Source organism: Falsiporphyromonas endometrii (genome assembly GCF_042654485.1).
In the GTDB taxonomy this organism is placed as follows: Bacteria; Bacteroidota; Bacteroidia; order Bacteroidales; family Porphyromonadaceae; genus Porphyromonas; species Porphyromonas endometrii.
Window position 1 is genome coordinate 15961 of sequence record NZ_JBHSGO010000048.1, and the last position, 22546, is coordinate 38506.

The 22546-nt window shown below is 38.8% G+C and carries 15 protein-coding genes and 1 pseudogene; 13 read left to right on the forward strand and 3 right to left on the reverse strand.

The genetic code is table 11. The annotated features are described in order from the left end of the window. Positions 1 to 12 precede the first annotated feature (12 nt). The 3 genes from ACFO3G_RS02875 to ACFO3G_RS02885 form a co-directional block, all read right to left on the reverse strand. Complete coding sequence (locus ACFO3G_RS02875; protein ID WP_380077821.1) at positions 13 to 624, reverse strand: TetR/AcrR family transcriptional regulator; 612 nt, start codon at positions 622 to 624, stop codon at positions 13 to 15. Positions 625 to 1261: 637 nt separating this feature from the next. Continuing rightward, positions 1262 to 1507, reverse strand: a complete 246-nt coding sequence (locus ACFO3G_RS02880; protein ID WP_380077823.1) for a hypothetical protein — start codon at positions 1505 to 1507, stop codon at positions 1262 to 1264. An 86-nt stretch (positions 1508 to 1593) separates the two neighbouring features. Beyond that, the gene (locus ACFO3G_RS02885; protein ID WP_380077825.1) at positions 1594 to 2337 is read right to left on the reverse strand and encodes a CPBP family glutamic-type intramembrane protease; all 744 of its coding nucleotides are present in this window, start codon (positions 2335 to 2337) and stop codon (positions 1594 to 1596) included. 287 nt (positions 2338 to 2624) lie between these two features. On the opposite strand from ACFO3G_RS02885, the gene ACFO3G_RS02890 reads away from it, so the two are divergent. The 13 genes and pseudogenes from ACFO3G_RS02890 to ACFO3G_RS02950 all read left to right on the forward strand — a co-directional run bounded on the left by ACFO3G_RS02890 (position 2625) and on the right by ACFO3G_RS02950 (position 22428). After that, complete coding sequence (locus ACFO3G_RS02890; protein WP_380077827.1) at positions 2625 to 8549, forward strand: MG2 domain-containing protein; 5925 nt, start codon at positions 2625 to 2627, stop codon at positions 8547 to 8549. 161 nt (positions 8550 to 8710) lie between these two features. Further along, complete coding sequence (locus tag ACFO3G_RS02895; protein ID WP_380077829.1) at positions 8711 to 9847, forward strand: CapA family protein; 1137 nt, start codon at positions 8711 to 8713, stop codon at positions 9845 to 9847. 185 nt (positions 9848 to 10032) lie between these two features. Beyond that, entirely contained in the window at positions 10033 to 10380 is a 348-nt protein-coding gene (locus tag ACFO3G_RS02900; RefSeq protein ID WP_380077831.1) for a C-GCAxxG-C-C family (seleno)protein, read from the forward strand. A gap of 136 nt (positions 10381 to 10516) precedes the next feature. Continuing rightward, positions 10517 to 10903 (forward strand): MerR family transcriptional regulator, encoded by a 387-nt coding sequence (locus tag ACFO3G_RS02905; RefSeq protein ID WP_380077833.1) that lies wholly within the window; start codon positions 10517 to 10519, stop codon positions 10901 to 10903. A 286-nt stretch (positions 10904 to 11189) separates the two neighbouring features. Further along, the gene (locus ACFO3G_RS02910) at positions 11190 to 11978 is read left to right on the forward strand and encodes a threonine/serine exporter family protein (RefSeq protein WP_380077835.1); all 789 of its coding nucleotides are present in this window, start codon (positions 11190 to 11192) and stop codon (positions 11976 to 11978) included. Next, positions 11953 to 12464: pseudogene (locus tag ACFO3G_RS02915) on the forward strand (threonine/serine exporter family protein). Before ACFO3G_RS02910 ends, ACFO3G_RS02915 begins: the two are co-directional and overlap by 26 nt. Before the next feature lie 219 nt (positions 12465 to 12683). Continuing rightward, positions 12684 to 13163, forward strand: coding sequence for a ribosome assembly cofactor RimP (gene rimP / locus ACFO3G_RS02920; RefSeq protein ID WP_380077837.1), 480 nt, complete (start codon positions 12684 to 12686; stop codon positions 13161 to 13163). Positions 13164 to 13189: 26 nt separating this feature from the next. Next, complete coding sequence (gene nusA, locus ACFO3G_RS02925) at positions 13190 to 14581, forward strand: transcription termination factor NusA (RefSeq protein WP_380077839.1); 1392 nt, start codon at positions 13190 to 13192, stop codon at positions 14579 to 14581. A gap of 167 nt (positions 14582 to 14748) precedes the next feature. Then, positions 14749 to 17793, forward strand: a complete 3045-nt coding sequence (infB, locus tag ACFO3G_RS02930; RefSeq protein WP_380077841.1) for a translation initiation factor IF-2 — start codon at positions 14749 to 14751, stop codon at positions 17791 to 17793. 212 nt (positions 17794 to 18005) lie between these two features. Beyond that, a complete protein-coding gene (locus tag ACFO3G_RS02935; RefSeq protein WP_380077843.1) occupies positions 18006 to 18575 on the forward strand; it encodes a CvpA family protein in 570 nt (189 codons plus the stop codon). 427 nt (positions 18576 to 19002) lie between these two features. After that, the gene (sufB, locus tag ACFO3G_RS02940) at positions 19003 to 20463 is read left to right on the forward strand and encodes a Fe-S cluster assembly protein SufB (RefSeq protein ID WP_380077844.1); all 1461 of its coding nucleotides are present in this window, start codon (positions 19003 to 19005) and stop codon (positions 20461 to 20463) included. 17 nt (positions 20464 to 20480) lie between these two features. After that, complete coding sequence (gene sufC / locus ACFO3G_RS02945) at positions 20481 to 21236, forward strand: Fe-S cluster assembly ATPase SufC (RefSeq protein WP_380077845.1); 756 nt, start codon at positions 20481 to 20483, stop codon at positions 21234 to 21236. Between the two features lies 1 nt (position 21237). Further along, entirely contained in the window at positions 21238 to 22428 is a 1191-nt protein-coding gene (locus ACFO3G_RS02950; protein WP_380077847.1) for a SufB/SufD family protein, read from the forward strand. The last annotated feature ends 118 nt before the right edge of the window (positions 22429 to 22546 follow it).

Genomic DNA, 22546 nt, shown 5'->3' on the forward strand with positions numbered 1-22546 from the left:
CTCTAATTAAATTTAATGATCTCTTCGTTTAGGTCTAAGCCCGTTGAATAACATGCTCTCCACTGTATATCTAAACTGGTCAAAATCATCTCCTATTGATGTTTTGATCTTGCCAACAAGATAAGGAACCTCCATACCTTTGAGAGAACCCAACAAAATAGTGGCTGCAATATGTGTGCTCGGAACATGAAAGTAACCGGCACGCACACCTTCATCAAGAATAATCTTGAGCATCTTGTGTTCTTCTTTGTCAAGACTTTGTCGAGCCTTCTCAACTCGACTAATATCTTTAAAAAACTCAGCCTTAAGAGAACCATTGCGATGAACAATCTCCTTCATGGTTTCAAGATGAGTGTATATAAAATGCATCAGTTTATTCTCAGGTCGAAGCTTGGATGTCTGAGCCTGCTTTAGATTTGTAAGCATGCATTGAAGTTCTTTCTCGATAACGGCAGTTATGATATCGCCTTTGTTACGGAAATAGGTATAAATCGTACGTCGCCCTTTCTGCGACTTATCTGCTATATCATTAACAGTAGTGTTCGTTATACCGATCTTGGCAAATAACTGACGAGCTACGTCTATCAATAAATCTTTTGTTCTTGATGCTGCATTGCTTGACATATGTATATACCCTTTCTTCTGCACAAATATACAATAATCGTGCGAAAAATTGACTATATCCATGCTTCACAAGAGGTTTGGTCTTATGTCTATATCTATTTCCCTTCCAAAGATTCGATCCTCAACTGGTTCTACACGACTTCAGTCAAGGTATAAAGGAGGAATGTGAGTATGTTTCTTTATACTAATATCAAGATTATTTAGATAAATAATGTAAATACAATTTAGCCGTTTTTACTATCTAAAAAGGGCGTTTTTGAGGTTCATAAAGGCCATTTTTCTTACAAAAACCCAATGGAGGAAAATTAATTAGCATGGCGATATGTTAAATTATATATAAGGCTCTTCATAATCTATCTTTTGCCGACTTAAAAACATCTTTCAGGCTGCCTTTTTTGGAAGGTCGCGCGACTTGCAATCCATTCTCGCGCGACTTTGAAAGTAACCTCGCGCGAGGTTGCACTTGAACTCGCGCGACTTCGCATGTCAAGGTCGCGCGACAACGGATCGAAAGTCGCGCGNAAAGTCGCGCGAGAATAGATTGCTTCTCGCGCGACTTTATTTGTTAAAATAGTGCATAAAAAAGCCCGTTTCGTACTATAAAAACGGGCAAAGTCGGTAAGAAGGTCAGGTAACCCTAACCCTCGAATTTGTGATTTTGAGGTTGAATAAGTGTTGTTTGAGTAGCTTTTTGAGTATCAATCGAGATAACAGTATTTAACAAACATAGGTGCTTCAAAACGAGCTTCGCAGCCCATGTAAAAAGACTATTCGTAAGAATAAATCTGTCCCAGCTGATAAGAGATATTCTGCCCTCTTGGAGGAGCCATCCACCAAGAGAGATAATCGTCAAAAGTATGGTAAGAAATATGCCTATATCCATGGAACTTATTCTTTATGATTGACTAAGATACTAAAAAAGATACTCTTTGTCAATGATACCAAGATGGGAAGTTGATTACTAAAACCTTATTGTAATGATAAAGAACTTATAGCTATAAAGTTGTTTAGCATGTGTAGAGCTATCGAATATACCAATCCATATCTTATTCTAAAATAGGCCAAACACATTCCTAAAAATAGGAATGGAAAGAATTGAAAAATATAAGGTATAATCATCATTGGTTGAAAGTCGATATTTCCAAGATGAGCTAATGCAAAAAGAAACGAACAAAAAACTACCCATGCGCCTTTATGTCTATAAAAGCCTTTTAGATTATGTCTTGTTGCAAGGAACATCATTGTAGCAATAGCTATTGAAGATGATATCAATATCGCAATGCTTAGGAAGTTTGGATTCTTCCCCAACATAAATAGTCCCAGGGTGTAAATTGACATAATAAATACTGAAACAAATACTGTAACCGGGGTTATTTTCAATGAAAATCTAAATCCAAATTCTTCAATTATGGGGCCAATCAGCACGGCAAAAATGATTAATTCCCAACTTTTGGCAATTGATTCTTCTACTTTATTTAGTTGATCGATATTGTTAGTGGTTCCTAAGACCTCGGCTATAGTTGTTGCCATTAGATTAGCAACAGATGAAAAACATGCATTGACAATCATTCCGAGCAGTATAGCCATGATGGCTTCAATACATATAAGTTTGTAATTGTAATGTCCGCATGTTCTTTGTGGCTTCATCACCGGACCGGAAGAGGGATTAAAAATAAAGCGCAATAGGTTGTTCCAAGCTTGTCTAAGAAGCATAATAAAAATGTATTTGCACGTTAAACATGATGCTACATCAATCGACATCTGAAGATGCAACAATTCATCAAGGTATTGTTTGGCATTATTTGTATTTGTTTCGGTTATAAAAGTACACACAACTATTCGACAAATACAAAATTATTTCCAAGGCAAATGTAATTCATTTTGGTAATATAGAACGTTTACTAAGCATCGTTTGATGCAGTATTTCCAATCTTTAGGCATTTATTAGTCAGACTTTAGACGTTAAATGTATATCTTAGCATCAAATTAAGTAACTTTTTATGAAGAGAAATAAAAGATCTTTGGTAGTTGGGCTCGGACTTAGCCTATCTACAGTAGGCATGGGATTAACAACGGCATCCTATGCTTCTAAAATAGACAATAACTCACTTGACCTCAATATGGGAGAAATTTCATCACATCAAATCGGTAGCAATCCATTACAATCTTCCGGTTCAGAGCTTGATCGCCTGTATCAAGAAGTAATCAGTGCTATTCGTTTTCAAAAACCACAAGAGGCTCTTCAGTCTTGTAAAAAACTGATTGACAAATCATTGAAGGATAAAAACTTTCCATATTACATTGAATCTCTTTTGACCCAATACAATATTGAGGAGGCTCTCGATTATGAATCGGATATCGCCACTCTTATTTCCAAGCTCAATGAGATTTCATCCTACAAGTGGTTGACTACAGCAGACAAAACAATATTAGATCTTGTGATGTGCCAACTTTATCAGCATAATTCCGGCAGATTGGTTTCCGAGCGGGAGGTTGCTTCTGAAATAGCGATTGGTACCTACGTCCCAACATGGAGCTATCGTCAGTTTTTGTCTGTTGAGACCCAACTTCTGGCAAGAGCTTTGAATCACATCTCCTCTTTACAGAGCTCTACAGCAAAAGAATATTACCCTCTTCTTCGTATTCAAGAGTCTGATAAAGTCGTCATCAGAGCTATGGAGAAGGATCAAAAAGAGGTAGATAATGAATCTATTCAAGAGCTTGTACTTCAAAAGGTCCAAGAATTTGTTTCTTATGAAATGGACTCAGATACAATGGTGGATGTACCGGAAGGTCATTTGAATGGATATGATTATCTAAGACATGCTGTCATGAAGGCATCTGAACAAATCGATTCAAAAGAAAATAAATGCTATGCAGATTATATACTTCTTACTATAGACAAAGGAACAAATAGAGTTGACGTAACTGAGTATTTATCTAAGCTAAAAGATCTCATAACCCGAGTGAAGGGATGTAATCTTAGTGCAACACTCCTTGAAGACTATATTGAGACCTACAGGAGTTATGAGGAACCAGATACTGATCAGAAGAAGAAGGTTGGCTCGACTGTTAAAGTTCCTTACAACGAAGAGAACCTCAAGTTTGCATTGGAAGTCCTTCATGCATTTAAGACTGAGGAGTCTTATGGCTATAAAAAGTCTCTTGGAGTCGTTTATTCGATTATTCAACCCTATTTTTCTGCCAGCATCAATGTCAGATTTGCCCTCAATACTCCTATAATCGTAGATTTTAGTGAGTTTTATCCCTCTATGTTTGAAAGTCTTCACATAAAGATTGAGCAATTAGAAAACAATATCAATCAGAGAGACACCAAAGTTATTAGAGAAGTGATGAATAGAAACTTCCCCGTCTCACAAGTTCAAAAGAGAGGAGATAAATACATTCTTGACTTGATGCAATCCCTCCCTTCCGGTGTTTATCGTCTTACATTGAAGGCTGAAGTAAAGCCACAAACTCCGGAAGCCGGACACTTTACGTGCCAGGCAGCCAGCAGCAAATTTGTAGTATCTAATCTTCTACCGATTATTTTGCCCTATGGAAAAGGAGCAGAGGATATAAGAGTGGTCGACCTGACAACGGGTCATCCAATACCCAAAGTAACTGCTACCCTTAGTAAGCAGATCTGGGACCGACAAAACGAACGCTATATTGTTGAACCTGTACAAGAGGAAGTATCTGACAAAGAAGGCCTTATTAGTCTTAATGATAAGACTTTTAATGATAATGCCTCCTATTATGTCAGCTGTCGCACAAAGAATGATCAACCGATGGATTTTGTACCTCTTTTCAACTATGGCCGCTTCAATTCATACGACAACAATCTTGAAAGAACGCAAGATCTCCTTTATATTTACACTGATCGATCAAGCTACAGACCAGGTCAAAAGGTGAAGTTTTCGGGATTTGCCTATCGAATAGGATATTTGCAAAAGGATGGACAAATCCTACCTGATAAGACTGTAACGATTCGTCTCAAAGATGTCAATAATGACGAGGTCGAGAAGATTGAGGTTACAACTGATCAACGAGGTAATTTTGAGGGAGAGTTTACCCTGCCTCAAAAAACTCTTACCGGTGAGTTTACGATTGTCTCAGACAGATCTGAGTGTTCTTTCTATGTGGAAGAGTATAAGCGACCAACATTCGATATCAAGCTTCGTAAACCAGAAGGCATTTTCCGGTTTGGAGATAAGATACAAATCAATGGCTCTGCTCAGCAATACAGTGGAGTTCCCTTGATGGGAGCAAAGGTCTCTTGGATTACAGAGGTAACGAGTATCAACCCCTATTGGTGGCAAATGGATTATCGGCATCCGACTGTCATTGACCAAGGGTTTGCAATATGTGGCAATGATGGCAAGTTTGATCTTCCAATCAAACTTACACTTCCGGATAATCTTAATCGTTTGCACGAAAACAACCCACAAACAGCTTTTGTATTCACTACACAGGTTACTGTTACATCATCCAATGGCGAGACCCATACGGATGAATCTATTATTGTAGTAGGAACGCCCAAATGTAGGATCACTCCCCTCTTTGGAACAACCAATGTAGAAGCTCTCAATCAAGACAATAATGAGAATGATGTATCATATCTCAATAAGTCTGATCTCACAATAGAGCAAGGACTTAACCAAATATTTAAGTTTAAGGTCGATTCACCTTTCGGCAATTTGCCCCAAATCAAACACCTTACATTTGAGCTGTTGACAGCTGATGGAAGTTTGATTGACTCTTACCAAATTGACCAAAGTAAAAAGGCAGTTGGTGGTGAAAAGTTCTCTATCAAAAAGTTGAAAGATGGTACATACAAATACCATGTTGAAGTGGAAACGACAGAAGGCATGAAGGCCGATTCAGATGGAGAGGTTGTCATCTATTCTGATAAGACTCAGACTCTCTCAACAAGCAATATGCTAACTATCTTTAAGCTGGATGACACATACGGGAATGGTCATCACCCATCATTCTTAGTGGGAACAAAACTTGAGAATGCAGATCTGTTTTATGATGTAATAGGTAACAACAATCTACTTCTTCGCAAACATATAGTACTCAAAAAGGGGAAATTGTCCAGAATTGATATTTCGGACAAGCTTCTTACGTTACCCAAGTATGGACTGCGTATATATATGGTAAGAGATGGTAGGCTATATTCTTCATGGAATGATCTTTGTTTAAGAGAGGAAATCAAAGAACTTCAAATCAAACAAAAAAGCTTTAGAACACTTTTGGAAACCGGCAAAGAGGAGACATGGAGTTTCGTTGTTACGGACAAAAATGGCAATCCGATTAAAGATGCTTCGGTAGCAGCCTTTATGTTTGACGCCTCACTTTTGGCCCTTCATCCATATAGTCTTCCCAATATGACATGGAAGATTCCATATCGCTTACCTGTCATGTCTGCATCAGTAAGCAATAATGAAATATACAATTGGATATCGCCATATTTCCGGGCTCCTCAGATAAATATACCTCGTCGGGTTGGATATAACATTTCTTCCGGGCAAATCCTTATACATCCGAAGTTTAATAATCGAACTATGTTGACCAGCAATATCCTTGCAGATGAAATGAATGCTGTTCCAACTAAACAGGACAAAGGGTTTGATGATTTGTCGGCTTCAAAAGGTATTCCCAATAAATCAAAACCTCAGATTAGGAGCAATTTTGCTGAAACAGCTTTCTTTTACCCTACATTGACAACAGATGCTGAAGGTATTTGTACTTGGTCTTTCAGACTGCCTGATGCGATGACATCTTGGAAACTGTATATGATCGGGCACAATGATGCTTTGGATTTTACGGAAAAGAGCTATGACGTAAAGACTGTCAAGCAATTTATGGTCATGTCTAATATGCCAAGATTTGTCCGTATGGGCGATGATGGAATGGTTTCAGCCTCGATTTATAATATGTCGGACAACAGTGTTTCTCCTATTGTAAGTTTAGAATTATTCGATCCTGAAACAGGACAGGTTCTTCACAAAGAGAATAGGGAGATACGTGTTGAGGCCAAAGCGAGTGCATCTGTTACATTCCCTCTCAAGGCACAAAGTGATCTTAAAATGATCGGAGTTCGCATTGTTGCTGATTCAAGACTCTTCAGCGATGGAGAAGAAAAAATCCTTCCACAGCTGAGCAACATTGAGCCGGCACATACATCGATACCCGTGATGCTGCTTCCAAATGAGAGTAAAGAGATTGATTTATATGACTATCTGCCCAAAAATCTTCCGAATGATACACGAATAACAATTCATAAAGATGGCAGTATTCTGTGGCCAATTCTTAGGACATTACCCTCTATCACTTCTCCTCACAATGATGCTATCAGCATATCTTCGGCTATTTATGCGTCAAGGATTGCTAACTTTATCACTCAGAATCCAAAATTTGGCGCAATTAAGGATAAGATACTCCAATCAAATCCTGATGTGAAGTCTACCCTACGCACACAGCCTGAGGTATATGATATGATTGATAGTGAGATGCCGTGGATCAAACAAGCCGAGTTGGAAGAAGCTAATGCCAAAGAGGTATTGAATATGCTCAAAGGTGTGGGAGCTACCTTGCAGATGGAGGATATGATGGCACAGTTGAAGCAACTTCAGAACGAGGATGGAGGATATAGTTGGATGCCCGCCATGAAGAGCAATTACTATGCTTCTGAATATGTGGCTCTTCTATTTACAAGGCTCAATAATATGCTTCATGATACCTATCAGATAGACGATGTATTGGCATATCTTAAACGAGAGAATACAAATATGCTGGATGATATTATGAAGCTTCCTGAAGCTAAAAGATATCTTCCACAAAACTTTGTACGCTATGCTTATATTCTTGCTTTGCAGAGTGAGTCTCCTAAAAAGGACGGCAATCCGGTATTGGATTACACTTTGAAGTATCTGTTCTCAAAGATGAATAAGCATCAACTGACTCTTGACCAACTCCCCGAAGCTGCCGTGATAGCAAATAGATTTGGTAAGTTTGATCTTGCTCAAGATGCAGTCGAATCATTAAGGCAACATTTAACTTACAAAGATGGACAAGGAGCTTTCTTTGCCATGAAGATGGTTAATCCTTATTGGTGTGATACCAGATATCCACTTCATATTGCCTCTATGGAAGCATTTAGTGAAATTCTCAAAGACGGGGATAAAAAGACCGAATTGATCAACCGAATGAAGCAATGGCTCATCAGTCAGAAGAGAGTTCAGACTTGGCCGTCTACACCAGCCACATCAGATATTGTCTACGGCTTGTTTATGAATACCAATAAGGGGCATCATTTGTCTGACATCATAGATTCCATGCTCGTAAATATGATTCCTTCCACTCAAGAGAAAAATCTTCCTCAAAATGGAAAGATTAAGATTCAAAATAACTCTGATGGTATTCTTTGGGGAGCTGTGTATGTCGATTATAAGCGTGTAATGGGGCAAGAGAAAAAGGCAAAGATTGCATCCGATCAACCTATGGTCTTAAGTGAACAAGCCTATCGGGTAGTCATCGAAAACGGACAAGAAAAACTTAAGCCCATAAAAGAGGGAGAGGCTCTTAAGATTGGAGATGAGATAAGGACTATGTATCAAGTTAAGATCGATCGAGCAATGGATTTTATTGTTCTAAATAGCAGAAGAAGTGCAGCAACTGAGCCCATGGGGGTACTTACAGGATATAGATACGGAGGAGGTACATGGTATTATTTTGAAGCCAAAGATGTTCAAACTAATTTCTTCTTTGATGCTCTTCAGAGAGGAAGATATCAAGTGGAGTTTTCTCAACGAATTGTAAGAGAAGGTATTTATCATAGCGGCAAATCCATCTTAAGATCTGCTTATAGCCGTGATTTCTCTACCGAACTTCCAGGACAAGATATTATCGTAAAATAATGTATATCATTTATTTGTCATAACAAACTAAGAAGCTGTTTTAGATTTAGTGTCTAACCCGAAAGCATAACGTGCGATCAATGCAACTGTGGTTAGACACTAAAACAAAATGTTTTTAGTGAACTTTAGTTGTCAAGACAGCTTTTATTCTCTTCACTTTCATGAAAATTAGAAGGACTTTTGGAATATATTATTTTGCCTTAGTTTGCCTTTGGCTGTCGGCTTGTCACCAAAAGGCTGCTGACAATATTGGTAAGCCCTCATCTAATGTGAAATTGGTTGGTAAAGAACCCAATAGGTATAAGACAACCTTGTACTTTGCCGGTGATATTATGATGCATTTACCACAGCAAAAAGCTGCTATACAATCTAATGGAACATATAATTTTGACTCATGTTTTAGCCTAATCAAACCTTATATTGATAAGGCAGACATTGCTATTGCCAACCTTGAGACAACTTTTGGAGGAAAACCTTATAGCGGATATCCTATGTTTAGCTCTCCTGACACCCTCGCATACTCACTAAAAAGAGCTGGATTTGATGTCTTAACAACGGCAAATAATCATTGTGCTGACCGTGGTTCGAAAGGGATAGTAAGAACTTTAAATGTACTGGATCAAGTAGGAATCAGGCATACAGGATCTTTTAGAAATAACAGAGAGAGAGGTAGATTGTCTCCACTTATAATATGCAGCAACGGTATCAATATTGCTCTCTTGTCTTACACATACGGGACTAATGGGATGCCTGTAAAGCCCCCGACTGAAGTCAATATGATTGATTCGACCATGTTATCCGATGTAAGGAGTGCAAGAGCAAATAAAAAAGTGGATTGTGTCATTATATATTTGCATTGGGGTATTGAATATCAATCGCATTCCAATTATCAACAAAGATACTTGGCAAAGCAATTGGCCGATGCCGGAGCAGATATAATAGTTGGCAGTCATCCTCATGTGGTACAAGAATCAGACGTGATAACTAATGATAAAGGTAAAAATACACTGGTATTTTATTCTCTCGGCAATTATATCAGCAATCAATCGTCCAATCTTTGTACTACCGGAGGATTGTCTATTCTCGTTACGCTGACTAAAGAAAAAGAACGAGGTACCAATATTTGTAATTTGAAATATATTCATACATGGGTAAACAGGCACGATGATGAAGGGGCAATGAAGTTTGTTGTTGTACCATTGGATGGCAATTTTCAAATCGGGAAAGATCATCAAAACTATGGGGCAATGAAAGCTTATCTGCATTATTCCAAAACTATTCCTTTGGCAAAGATCTAATAAGCTGTTCTATACCTCTACCCTGAGAACAATCTCTATTCATGGAGTTCCCTTGCAAAACCTTAAATTGATTGAGCAAACAGATAGCAAATAGCTACACAGATATTACCTTTTCCAAAATATTATCAGACAAGTTTTGACATCTTCTTATTACCTTTGTGAAGATTATCATTTAATAAACTATTATGGAAAGCAAGAAAGCAGAACAATTCTTTCACTGTAAACCGGACAACTGGAATTGCTGTCAGGCTGTAATGAAAGCATATCAGGATAAGACAAACTTGACTGATCAAGAGATAGAAAAGATGTATAGACCTTGTGGAGGTGGACGAGCTGAGGGAGGGCTTTGTGGAGCCTTGTATGCAGCTGAAGAGCTTATGAAAGCACACAATATGCCATCGGTCATTGACGAATTTGAAAAAGAGGCCGGAGGCACAACTTGCAAAGTTCTCAAAGGGGAAGAGAAGTTTCCTTGCTTAGAATGTGTTAGATTGGCAGAAAAGTTGGTAGCTCAACGCTTTGAGAATAAGTAATAATAGGTATACTCACGAATTTGCTAAGAGTGAAGCCGGGATTTATTGTCGATGTTTTCTTTTTCTAAGGCAATAAACCTCGGCTTTTTTTGTACCTTCCCATACAACTTCTTAAAAAATAACTTGAATAATTCAGATGAATAATAAACTATACTTCTCTATTAGTGAAGTGGCAAAAATGCTCGATGAATCCATTGCTACATTAAGACATTGGGAGCAAGAATTCCCCTCTCTTCGACCTAAAAGATCCAAAGGAGGGACAAGGCGATATAGTAGAGACAATATAGAGAAGATTCGTTGTATCAAAACTTTACTTAGAGAGAGAGGTCTTACAATAAAGGGGGCAAGACAAGAGATTGAAGAGAATACTTTTGAAATCAATAATAGAATGGAAGCAATCAAAAAGCTTCGCCAAATTAGAGAAGAGTTGCAAACAATCAAAGATGCACTCGACAAAACAAAAAGAGATAGCATACGTACTGAAATATCTAAATCATTGGATGCCGCAGGAATGTTGGATTAGAATAGAACCGGTAGCAAAGTCGTGAGACTCACAATTTATCTTTTCTTCTTAAACGAAATCAGTAATTATTTCTCAAAAAGCGTCCATTCATTATCTTTGCACATTATTTTAATTGTTTCCTTTTTAACCCAATATGTCGATAGAAAAAGGTTAGTTGCATGGAGATATTTTGAGTTGACTTTGTTGTCCAACAAGAGAAAATACTGCTCATGCGATTGCAGTTGAGACTGAACTAACCAAAATACCCAAGTGACATGTCCGGGGTAATGTAAAAATCACAATCTCTATGTCGCAGATTAGAGACATCAATGAAGTCGGTGAATTTTTAGCAAGCTATGCTGCACACATGATGGGTAGCGGTGTCCACACATCACGTATCGTTAGATGTACCAAACGAATTGGATCTTCGCTTGGATATAAAGTGAGAATGAATGTTTTTCAGAAATCACTTGTCATTTATGTAGTTAACTTAGAGAATATAGATGATCATTTTACAAGAGTCATAGATATTCCAAGTCAACCAATTAGTTTTGAGCACAATTCTGAATTGAGTGCTTTGAGTTGGAAGGCATATGATGAGCATTTATCTTTAGACGAAATCAAGAATGAATATCAAACCATAGTATCAACTTATTCGGTAAAGCCGACAGCAATCTTATTCTTGGCAAGTATAGCGAATGCTGCCTTCTGTGCAATCTTTGGTGGAGACAAATGGGCTATTTTGATTGTATTCATTGCCACACTGGTAGGATTTTTTATCCGTCAAAAATTGATGGCACTAAAGATGAATCACTATCTGGTCTTTATTATTTGTGCCTTTGTGGCCTCCCTGATTGCCTCTTCAGCAATGAATTTTAGCACAACCAAAGACACAGCCGTTGCTACGAGTGTCCTATTCCTTATACCGGGAGTACCTCTTATCAATGGTGTTATTGACCTGTTGGAAGGATATGGTCTATCGGGAATGTCAAGACTGATACAAGCTTTCCTCTTGATATTTTGCTTGGCACTGGGAATGTCTTTTACACTTATTATCTTCAAAACGGCCTATTATGATACTGGATCTTTTTCTTGACGGATTGTACAGTGCCATTGCAGCTATTGGGTTTGGCGCTATCTCGCACCCCCCCTAAGGGCTTTCAAAGGGATTGCAATATTGGCAGCAGTAGCCCATACGGTTAGATTTGCAGCAGTACACTATTTTGATATTGATATTGCTACTGCCTCCTTTTTAGGTGCCTTTGCTTGTGGATTTCTGAGCTTGTTAATAGGCAAATGGGTTAGATGTCCTCTTACGGTTTTGTATATACCTGCTCTTTTGCCTCTTATTCCCGGCAAATTTGCATATAAGACAATCTTCGCGCTTATTATGTTTTTACAACAAGACAATACGGTTACACAGTCGTTTTATATGAAAGAGTTTTTTTACAACGGCGTTCTTACAGCCACGGTAATCTTTTTACTTGCTTTTGGTGCTACATTTCCTCGATTTATATTCCCAACAATTTCAAACTCAGTGACAAGAAACAAACAATACTGCAATCAACCTCAAGACCGGTAAAACAGACAAATATCTTCCTATTGACACTGATTATAAGCCCCGATTTCATTTTATATACCTATTGTACATATGTATTGATGGTTAAGAATGTGCTAAAGATCAAAACTTTTCTCCATCTTTATGACTAAGACACAATTATTTTGCTTACCTTTGTAAAGTGGTTGGAGGAGGCGAGAGATTGCTTCCTCCTCATTATTTATAATAGTTGTTAAACTGAGAATGATCAGCAGCAAACAAATTGAAGATATTGTAGAGCTTTATCTCAACGATAATCCGGACCTTTTCCTTGTAAGTGTAACAGTAAGTCCGGACAATAGAATAGAGATAATCATTGACAGCGATAAACCTCTGGACCTTATGACTTGCTCCAGTCTTAGCAGATTTGTCGAGTCAAAGATGGATAGAGACAAAGAAGACTTTGAGCTCGAAGTAGCTTCTTGTGGTCTCTCTACCCCACTCACCATGCCCAGGCAATGGAAAAAGTATATTGATCAAGAAGTTGAAGTGCTACTTAAGACAGGCATCAAAGAGGTTGGGGTACTAAAAGATGTTGATGAAGATGAAGTTGTGATAGAAGTCGTTCGAATGATGAAACCGGAAGGAGCTAAGAGAAAAAAAGAGGTCCCAATATGTTTGAGTATTCGATACGACGAAATCAAAACAGCCACATATGTGGTGAGAGTAAAAAAGAAGAAGTAACAAGAATAATAAATTATTAGATACAAATGGCCAAGAAAAAGGACAATATTAGCATGACCGAATCCCTTGCGGAATTCAAAGAGTTGAAGAATATCGACAAAGACACGATGATTCATGTCTTGGAGGATTCTTTCCGCAATGTGTTGGCTAAAATGTTTGGTACTGATGAAAACTATGATGTGATTATCAGTCCGGAAAATGGAGACTTCGAGATTTATCGGACAAGAGAGGTTGTCAAAGACGATGAACTTGAAGATGTTAACAGACAAGCGACGTTGGAAGAGGCACACAAAATAGACCCTGATGCAGAGATTGGGGACGAGGTAACAGACCAGATTCAATTTGAAGAGTTTGGCAGACGTGCCATCCTTAACCTTCGCCAAGCTCTATCTAGTAAGATTTTGGAATTGCAGAAAGAAAACTTTTACGAAACGTTCTCTCAACGTGTCGGACAACTTATTTCTGCAGAGGTATATCAAGTGTGGAAAAGGGAAGCTCTCCTTTTGGATGATGATGGGAACGAACTAATTATGCCAAAGAGTGAACAAATCCCAAGCGACTATTTCAGAAAGGGAGAAACCGTCCACGCTGTTATCGAAAGAGTAGAAAATGAAAGTAATAACCCTAGGGTAATCTTAAGTCGTACAAGTGGAGAATTCCTCAAGAGACTTTTTGAATTGAATGTTCCCGAAATTGCTGATGGCCTTATTACAATTCGCTCGGTTGCGCGTATCCCGGGTGAGAGAGCTAAGATGGCTGTCGAAAGTTATGATGAACGTATCGATCCGGTTGGTGCCTGCGTGGGGATGAATGGTAGTCGTATTAGAGGAATTGTAAGAGAATTGAGAGGTGAGAATATCGACGTTACCACATTTACATCCAACAGAAAACTATTTGTACAAAGAGCTCTGAGTCCCGCACACCCATCCAATATCAATCTATTTGATGAGGAAGGTCGTGCTGAAGTATATCTTAAACCGGAAGAGGTACCCTTGGCAATAGGCAAGAATGCTGCCAACATCAAATTGGCTTCAGCACTTACGGGCTATCGAATTGAGGTATTCCGTGATGTTGAGGTGGTAGATGGTGCAGATATTTACTTAGACGAATTCTCTGATGAGATAGAGACTTGGGTTATTGATGTTTTCAAAAACATTGGTTGCACCACAGCCAAAAGTGTCCTTCTCAAGAATAGAGAAGAACTTATCCGTCAAACCGATTTGGAAGAATCAACCATTGATTATGTCATTGATGTTCTGAAAAATGAATTTGATGATGAAGAACTTTTAGAGTCCGGAGTAATGCCGGATGACAATTATCAAGATGAGTCTGCTGACGATGAATCTGAATATTTCGATTCTGACGAGCAGGAGATTCAAGAAAACGATAACTTTGATGATGTTTCTTCACAAGAATAATACGGTTTGTGTGATGATGTTTCAGAAGCATTTAGAAACAAAATAATCGGACGTATAGATATGATTGATTATAGTTGCAATTTGTTGAACCTTAAAAGCTTCTGATTCTTATGTAAATTAATATTGTATAACCGCAACAAAAATAGGAGCGTAGTATAAAGGAATATATGTCAACAGTCAAGTTGTTTAGTCTAGCAAAAGAATTTAATGTGGGTGTCAATACATTGACCGATAAGTTAAAAGAAAGTGGCTTTGAAGTCGATGCCAACCCTAATTCAAAAATTAATAAAAAGCAGTTTGAGTGTCTGGCCGATGCCTTCAAAAAAGAGGTGTCTACAGATATTATAGACAAATTGCGTAAAAAATTTGAGCCTAAGTCTCAAAGTAGTGAAATCAATGCCACAGCTAAAGAGACAAAAGCAGCTCCGGCTGAGAAATCTTCTACCGTCGCTTCTAAGGATCCTAAAGTGATAAAGACCAAGGTGCCCGAATCGCTTCAGCCCAAGGTAGTAGTAAAAGGTAATATAGAAGATCTTCCGAAGCCAAAGGCCAAAGAAGAGGTTGTGCCGGTAAAAGTCGAGATAAAGAAGGAGGAGGTCAAGAAAACGGTGTCTGACAGTACTCCTAAGGAGCATTCCACTAAACCTTTATCACACAAAGACAGCGTTGAAACTTCTAAAGTGGTCTCAAACAATAAGCAGAACACTCCTTCAGAAAAGGAATCTTCATCCAAAATAAAGGATGAGGACAACAAAAAAGAAATGTCACAAAAGGCTAAAACAACACCCGGAGAGACTGAAAAAGCCATCAAGAGCAATTCGCCCGTGGCTGACAAAAAAAATAAAAAAGAGCCGATAGAGACTAAGTCTCCAACTGACGTGAAGCGTACTAAGGAAGCTAAGCCGTCCGGTACAGAGGCTCAAAACAAAGGAAAGAAAAACGATAATAAGAACAGCATGTCAGAGGCAAAGAAGCCACAATCTAAGACTAAGAAGACGGAGAAGAAAGATGAAATATTCCGTCCCGGCGCAACCATCCCTGAGCCTGCGGTAAAAATTGTTGGAAAGATCGACCTCGATTCTATCAATTCATCGATGCGTCCTAAGAAAAAATCTAAGGAAGAAAGAAGAAATGAAGGTCGTAAGCGTCGTAAACGTATCAATAAGCAGCAGGTTGATGTTAAGAGCGAAGCAGCTAAAGTAACAAGTGAAAACGAAAGACGTAGATCTGACAACAACAAATCTCGTCGAGACAAACGTCGCAATAAGCGTCAGCAACAGAATGCTCATCAGGAAGTTAGTGATGAGGATGTTCAAAAGCAGATCAAAGAAACACTCGCAAGACTCACATCCAAAACCAACACCTTTACACGTGCAGCGAAGTATCGTCGTGACAGACGTGATGCAGAGCGTAAGGCTCAAGATGAGGCAATGGAACAGGAGCAACAGGAAAGCAAGATCATCAAACTTACAGAGTTTGTAACTGTCAGCGACCTTGCCACAATGATGGATGTACCTGTAAATGAGGTTATTGCAACATGTATGAGCATTGGTCTATTTGTCTCTATTAATCAACGCCTTGATGGTGAAACCCTCAATATGGTTGCCGAAGAGTTTGGTTATAAGACAGAGTTTGTCAGTGCAGATGTTGTTGAGACAATTAATGCCGAAGAAGAGGAAAAAGATGATCCTAAGGATTTGATTGCTCGCCCACCTATTGTTACTGTTATGGGGCATGTTGACCATGGTAAGACTTCGCTTCTTGACAATATCCGTGCTACTAATGTGATTGCAGGTGAAGCAGGAGGTATTACACAACATATTGGAGCTTACAACCTTAAACTTGCCAACGGACGACATATTACATTCTTGGACACTCCGGGTCACGAAGCATTTACTGCTATGCGTGCCAGAGGTGCCAAAGTAACTGACATTGCCATTATTATCATTGCAGCTGATGATGATGTGATGCCACAGACTGTGGAGGCTATCAACCATGCTTCGGCAGCAGGGGTACCTATTGTATTCGCAATCAATAAGTGTGATAAGCCTACAGCTAATCCGGACAAGATTAAGGAGCAACTTTCTGCTATGAACTATCTCGTTGAGGATTGGGGTGGTAAGTATCAGTGTCAAGAAATTTCTGCTAAAAAAGGTATTGGCGTTCCAGAACTTCTTGAAAAGGTTCTTTTGGAGGCTGACATGCTTAATCTTCAAGCCAATCCTAAAAGAAAGGCCAGTGGTACTATCATTGAATCCTCATTGGACAAAGGTCGTGGTTATGTAGCTACTATTCTTGTAGAAAATGGTACTCTTAAGATTGGTGATATTGTCCTTGCCGGCAAGCATCATGGGCGTATCAAGGCCATGTTTAATGAAAGGAATCAAAGAGTCAAAAAGGCCGGCCCTTCAGAACCGGTATTGATTTTGGGTCTGAGTGGTGCTCCTACTGCCGGAGATAACTTTAATGTCCTTGATAGTGAACAAGAGGCCAAAGATATTGCCAACAAGCGAGAGCAATTGCAACGTGAGCAGAATGACCGTACTCGTAAGGTTCTTACTCTTGATGAAGTTGCAAGACGTAAGGAATTGGGAGACTTCCACGAACTTAATATCATCATTAAGGGTGACGTGGATGGTTCTGTCGAAGCTCTTGCCGATTCACTAATTGGTCTTTCTACAGAGGAAATCCAGGTTAATGTGATTCATAAGGCTGTTGGTCAAATCTCTGAATCAGATATTGTCTTGGCTGCTGCTTCTGAAGCTATTGTTATCGGATTCCAGGTTAGGCCTTCCCAAGCAGCTCGTAAGCTCGCTGAGCAAGATGGTGTCGAAGTGCGTACTTATAGTATTATCTACGATACTATTGAAGACATCAAGTCTGCTATGGAAGGTATGCTATCTCCTGAAATCAAAGAGGAGATTACTGCCAATCTCGAAGTCCTTCAAACATTCAAAATCACTAAGGTTGGAACAATTGCGGGATGTATGGTACAAGAAGGAAAGATTAAGCGTACCAACAAAGTCCGTCTTATCCGTGACGGTATTGTTATCTATACGGGTGAGCTTGGCTCCCTTAAACGATTTAAGGATGATGCAAAAGAGGTGGTTGCCGGTCTTGAGTGTGGTTTGAACATTGTCAATTTCAATGACATCAAAGAAGGTGATATGATTGAAGCATTCACTGAGATTGAAATTAAGAAAACATTGTAATTAGAATATTTGTCTTGGCTTATGAAGCGTTTGATTTTAAGCCCTTTATGGATATTTAAATTCAGCTTCAATGAAGTAAATTCCGACTTATGTAGGAGGATTAGCAAGACAATATTGTAATATAGCATTAGGGGATGTGTCGAATATTTATTCTGACGCATCCCCTATTTGTTTATTAACGTCTTGTTTGGTTTTATTTTATCCGTTTTGATATGAATTGGTTGGATATTGTCATATTAATCATATTGACCTATGCCGTCATCAAAGGAGCTATGAGCGGACTTATTAAAAGTGCCGGCAATTTCTTTGCTGTATTGATTGCTTTGACTTGTTATGCGGTAGTAACGCCGTTAGTCGATTTCTTTTTGAATGATGTATTGGGGGCATCACAAGGTTTTTCTGCTTGGTCTTCGAGAATTGTATCAATTGTTCTTATTATCGTTGTCTTAAAACTCCTTGTTCATGTACTCAATCATCTTATCAATGCCACACCTTTAGGACTCATCAATCATCTTGGTGGAGCTTTAGTCAACTTAGTGATATGGCTTTTGATATGTAGTTTCGCATTCAATGTATTTGAATTTATAGATCAGTTTACAAAGCCTATCTCTCAGCTTATATCTTCCACAGATCAAGTTAAGGATAGACAGACGGATCGTGACAAGTCGATTTTTTATTACCCAATAAAAGAAATCTTACCTGCTATAGTACCGGGAAATGCTTTTCCCAAACAAGATGATATGGCAAGTGTAAGAGTTGATGAAGGCAAAGAATCAAAGTGAGGTATACAGTGTTTTGTGTTGCAATGGTTTATCAGAAGATATTCGAGAGACTATTATTTATTCCTTTTTCGTTGTATTTAGAATAAATTCAAAACGAATTCTGGATTGATTTGTGCAATTTTTATTTGAGTATAATGAATACGAGTGATGCACACATGCAAGAGTCTCAATCATATTTTTCTAAATATCAATTGTTTAGATCTATTATTATAGATCCTCAAACATGATTGTACATCTTTGATGTGTTTTTTGATATATAACGAATGAATAATTCTCACAGTGAATAGATTGTTATTTTTGTCGCTTATCATCTATAGGAGTAATCAAGGATACAATCTCTTCTATCAAAGATGTTGTATCTTTGGACATTCAAAGAAGTATATTATTCCTTTTTGAAGCACAATAACGCCTGGTTAAATTAGATATTATGCAGGAAAATAAAGATATAAAACAGGATCAAGATATTATAGATGAGGTAACCGGAAGTGAATATAAATATGGGTTTACAACCGATATAGACACCGAAACTATACCTCATGGACTAAATGAAGATGTAGTCCGCTTGATCTCTAAAAAGAAGAACGAACCGGAATGGTTGCTTGAATTTAGGCTAAAAGCCTTCCGTAAATGGGAGAGTATGAAGATGCCTAATTGGGCTCTACTCAACATTCCTCCAATTGATTATCAAGACATCATATATTATGCTGCACCCCGACAAAAGGCAAAGAAGGGGCCTCAGGAAATTGACCCGGAGTTGATGAAAACATTCGACAAACTCGGCATTCCGCTTCATGAGAGGGCTGCTTTGTCCGGAATGGCTGTGGATGCGGTGATGGACTCTGTATCGGTAAAAACTACTTTTAGAGAAAGATTGGCTGAGCTTGGGATTATCTTTTGCTCGTTTAGTGAAGCAGTACAAACACATCCTGAACTTGTGAAAAAGTATTTAGGTAAAGTAGTTCCCTACAATGACAACTATTTTGCAGCTCTCAATTCGGCTGTATTCAGTGATGGATCATTTGTATATATCCCTAAGGGAGTGAGATGTCCTATGGAGTTGTCTACATATTTCCGTATCAATGCAGCTCAGACAGGTCAATTCGAACGCACTTTGATCGTTGCAGATGAAGGGGCATATGTAAGCTATTTGGAAGGCTGTACGGCTCCAATGAGAGATGAGAATCAACTTCATGCAGCTATTGTGGAGATTTTTGTTGAAGCAGAAGCAGAAGTAAAATACTCTACAGTTCAGAACTGGTATCCGGGAGATAAAGATGGCAATGGAGGCATCTACAACTTTGTTACAAAACGTGGTATCTGCAAAGGGTTCCGTTCTAAACTTTCTTGGACACAGGTTGAGACGGGAAGTGCCATTACCTGGAAATATCCCAGTTGTGTCCTGAAGGGAGATGAAAGTGTTGGTGAATTTTACTCTGTTGCCGTAACGAACAACTATCAGCAGGCAGACACAGGGACCAAGATGCTTCATATAGGTAAGAATACTAAAAGTCGTATCGTCTCCAAAGGTATTTCAGCAGGAAAGAGTCAGAATAGTTATCGGGGTCTTGTACAAGTTGCACCCAATGCTGAAAATGCTCGCAATCACTCACAATGCGATAGTTTATTGATTGGTGATAAATGTGGCGCACATACTTTTCCATATGCACAAGTCAATAATCCTTCGGCAATCATAGAGCATGAGGCTACAACTTCTAAGATCTCCGAAGATCAGCTTATGTATTGCAATCAGCGTGGTATTGATCAAGAAAATGCAGTTGCTCTTATTGTGGGTGGTTATGCAAAAGAAGTTATGCAAAAGCTTCCTATGGAATTTGCAATCGAGGCTCAAAAGCTACTAAGTGTATCGTTAGAGGGATCAGTTGGATAATATAAAATTAGATAAATATGCTACTTAATATAAACAACCTACAAGCATCAATAGGAGAAAAGCAAATCCTCAAGGGAATCAATTTGAAGGTTAATAAGGGAGAGGTACACTCCATCATGGGTCCTAATGGATCCGGGAAAAGTACCTTGTCATCTGTACTTGTTGGCAACCCTACATTTACAGTAACAGGAGGGTCTGTCGAATACGATGGCAAAGATTTGCTACAGTATAGTGCAGAAGAACGCGCCAGGATGGGGATATTCCTATCTTTTCAATACCCTGTGGAGATTCCGGGAGTCTCTATGACTAACTTTATTCGTGCTGCAGTCACAGAACGAAGGAAAGCTATGGGGTTGCCTGAACTATCTGCCGGCGATTTTCTAAAACTTATGCGTGAAAAGCAAGCTGTTATGGGAATTGACAGATCTTTCTCCGGAAGAAGTGTCAATGTAGGCTTCTCCGGTGGAGAGAAGAAGAGAAATGAAATTTTCCAAATGGCTATGCTCGAACCTTCTCTTTCTATTCTTGATGAGACCGACTCAGGCCTTGATATCGATGCCCTTAAAGTAGTGGCTGAAGGTGTCAATAGACTTCGCTCAAAGGATAATGCTACAATTGTGATTACTCACTATCAGCGTCTTCTTGATTACATTAAGCCGGATTTTGTACATGTTCTTTATAAAGGACGAATTGTTAAGACAGGTGGTCCCGAATTAGCTCTTGAGCTTGAGGAACGAGGATACGATTGGATAAAGGAAGAAGTAGGAGAATAATATGCTTAATACAGATAGTTATCATACACCGCAAATGAAGGTGGACAAACTTGAAGTATGCCCTACCCTTCAGCAAATGAAAACAAAAGCGGGTGCAGCCTTTCAGACACGCGGACTCCCGGCTTTTGGATCTGAAGATTATCAGCGTACAGACCTGACCCATTTTTTTGACACAGTTAGAGAGTGCCAAGATTCTCCCTATGATGATATTATCAAAAGGATCGATTTACCTCAAGGTGCATATATAGGAAGATTAAGTCGGTTAGAACAATTGGATCAAGATTTGGCCAAGCGATTTGCAAATTTGTTAGAAGACCCAATTGAAGATGCATATGCCCTCCTTAATAAACTTCATGCTGCAGATACTCTTTGTATTTTTCTCCCTAAGAAGTGTGTATTGGAAACTCCAATTGAACTAACTATTGAGGATGACAAAGAGGGAAGATTGTTTGTTAGGCATATTGGTATCATAGCCGATCCTTTTAGTGAGGCAACCATTATCATCAATGACGCATCTTCCGATGCCAAGGCACTTCACCATGTAGAAATTAGAGCAGAAGATTCGTCAAAAATAAAAGTATATGACAATCTTATTGCTACGGAGAAATACGAAAGAATTGCTACTTATCAGGCCGAATTGTACGACCACTCCTCTGTAAGTCTTTGTCAGCATGCCTTTTCTGCAAAGTTGTGTCGCAACAATTTTAACGTCAAATTACTAAGGCCGGATGCTGAGATTGTTCTTAGAGGGCTTGGAATGGCTTGCAAAGAGCGAATGATTGACAATTATACCAGGGTCGAGCACAAAACAACCAACTGCCATACAGACGAGTTGTTTAAATATATCGTTGATGAAAGTGGATATGGTGTGTTTGCCGGAAGAATTCTTGTTGAAGAGGGAGCTCAAAAGACAGCTGCATATCAAACAAATAAGAATCTTCTTCTTTCTAAAAATGCTCGTATGCATGCCAAGCCTCAATTAGAAATATATGCCGATGATGTGAAATGTTCTCACGGTATGACCACCGGACAACTCGATGAAACGGCTATTTTCTATATGCAGCAAAGAGGTATCTCCTATGAAGAGGCCAAGAGTATGCTTACAATTGCCTTTGCGAAAGAGATACTTGATTTCATTGATTCTGAAGAGATAAGAAATCAATTGATGAATCATTTAGAGAATGAGAGGTAGTATCCCAAAAAGTGTGTAAAGGAGGTTTATCTTTGAGTCAAAATTAATCATTTCATTTCATTGTTTTGTTCATCCGTCAGGCGGACATGAAAAACACCGGGGGGATTGGCGTCCGCCC

Excerpts from the sequence above, each read along its gene's own strand:
- ACFO3G_RS02875 (WP_380077821.1), bottom strand. The coding sequence starts at position 624 with ATGTCAAGCAATGCAGCATCAAGAACAAAAGATTTATTGATAGACGTA.
- ACFO3G_RS02880 (WP_380077823.1), bottom strand. The coding sequence starts at position 1,507 with ATGGATATAGGCATATTTCTTACCATACTTTTGACGATTATCTCTCTT.
- ACFO3G_RS02885 (WP_380077825.1), bottom strand. The coding sequence starts at position 2,337 with ATGCTTCTTAGACAAGCTTGGAACAACCTATTGCGCTTTATTTTTAAT.
- ACFO3G_RS02890 (WP_380077827.1), top strand. The coding sequence starts at position 2,625 with ATGAAGAGAAATAAAAGATCTTTGGTAGTTGGGCTCGGACTTAGCCTA.
- ACFO3G_RS02895 (WP_380077829.1), top strand. The coding sequence starts at position 8,711 with ATGAAAATTAGAAGGACTTTTGGAATATATTATTTTGCCTTAGTTTGC.
- ACFO3G_RS02900 (WP_380077831.1), top strand. The coding sequence starts at position 10,033 with ATGGAAAGCAAGAAAGCAGAACAATTCTTTCACTGTAAACCGGACAAC.
- ACFO3G_RS02905 (WP_380077833.1), top strand. The coding sequence starts at position 10,517 with ATGAATAATAAACTATACTTCTCTATTAGTGAAGTGGCAAAAATGCTC.
- ACFO3G_RS02910 (WP_380077835.1), top strand. The coding sequence starts at position 11,190 with ATGTCGCAGATTAGAGACATCAATGAAGTCGGTGAATTTTTAGCAAGC.
- rimP (WP_380077837.1), top strand. The coding sequence starts at position 12,684 with ATGATCAGCAGCAAACAAATTGAAGATATTGTAGAGCTTTATCTCAAC.
- nusA (WP_380077839.1), top strand. The coding sequence starts at position 13,190 with ATGGCCAAGAAAAAGGACAATATTAGCATGACCGAATCCCTTGCGGAA.
- infB (WP_380077841.1), top strand. The coding sequence starts at position 14,749 with ATGTCAACAGTCAAGTTGTTTAGTCTAGCAAAAGAATTTAATGTGGGT.
- ACFO3G_RS02935 (WP_380077843.1), top strand. The coding sequence starts at position 18,006 with ATGAATTGGTTGGATATTGTCATATTAATCATATTGACCTATGCCGTC.
- sufB (WP_380077844.1), top strand. The coding sequence starts at position 19,003 with ATGCAGGAAAATAAAGATATAAAACAGGATCAAGATATTATAGATGAG.
- sufC (WP_380077845.1), top strand. The coding sequence starts at position 20,481 with ATGCTACTTAATATAAACAACCTACAAGCATCAATAGGAGAAAAGCAA.
- ACFO3G_RS02950 (WP_380077847.1), top strand. The coding sequence starts at position 21,238 with ATGCTTAATACAGATAGTTATCATACACCGCAAATGAAGGTGGACAAA.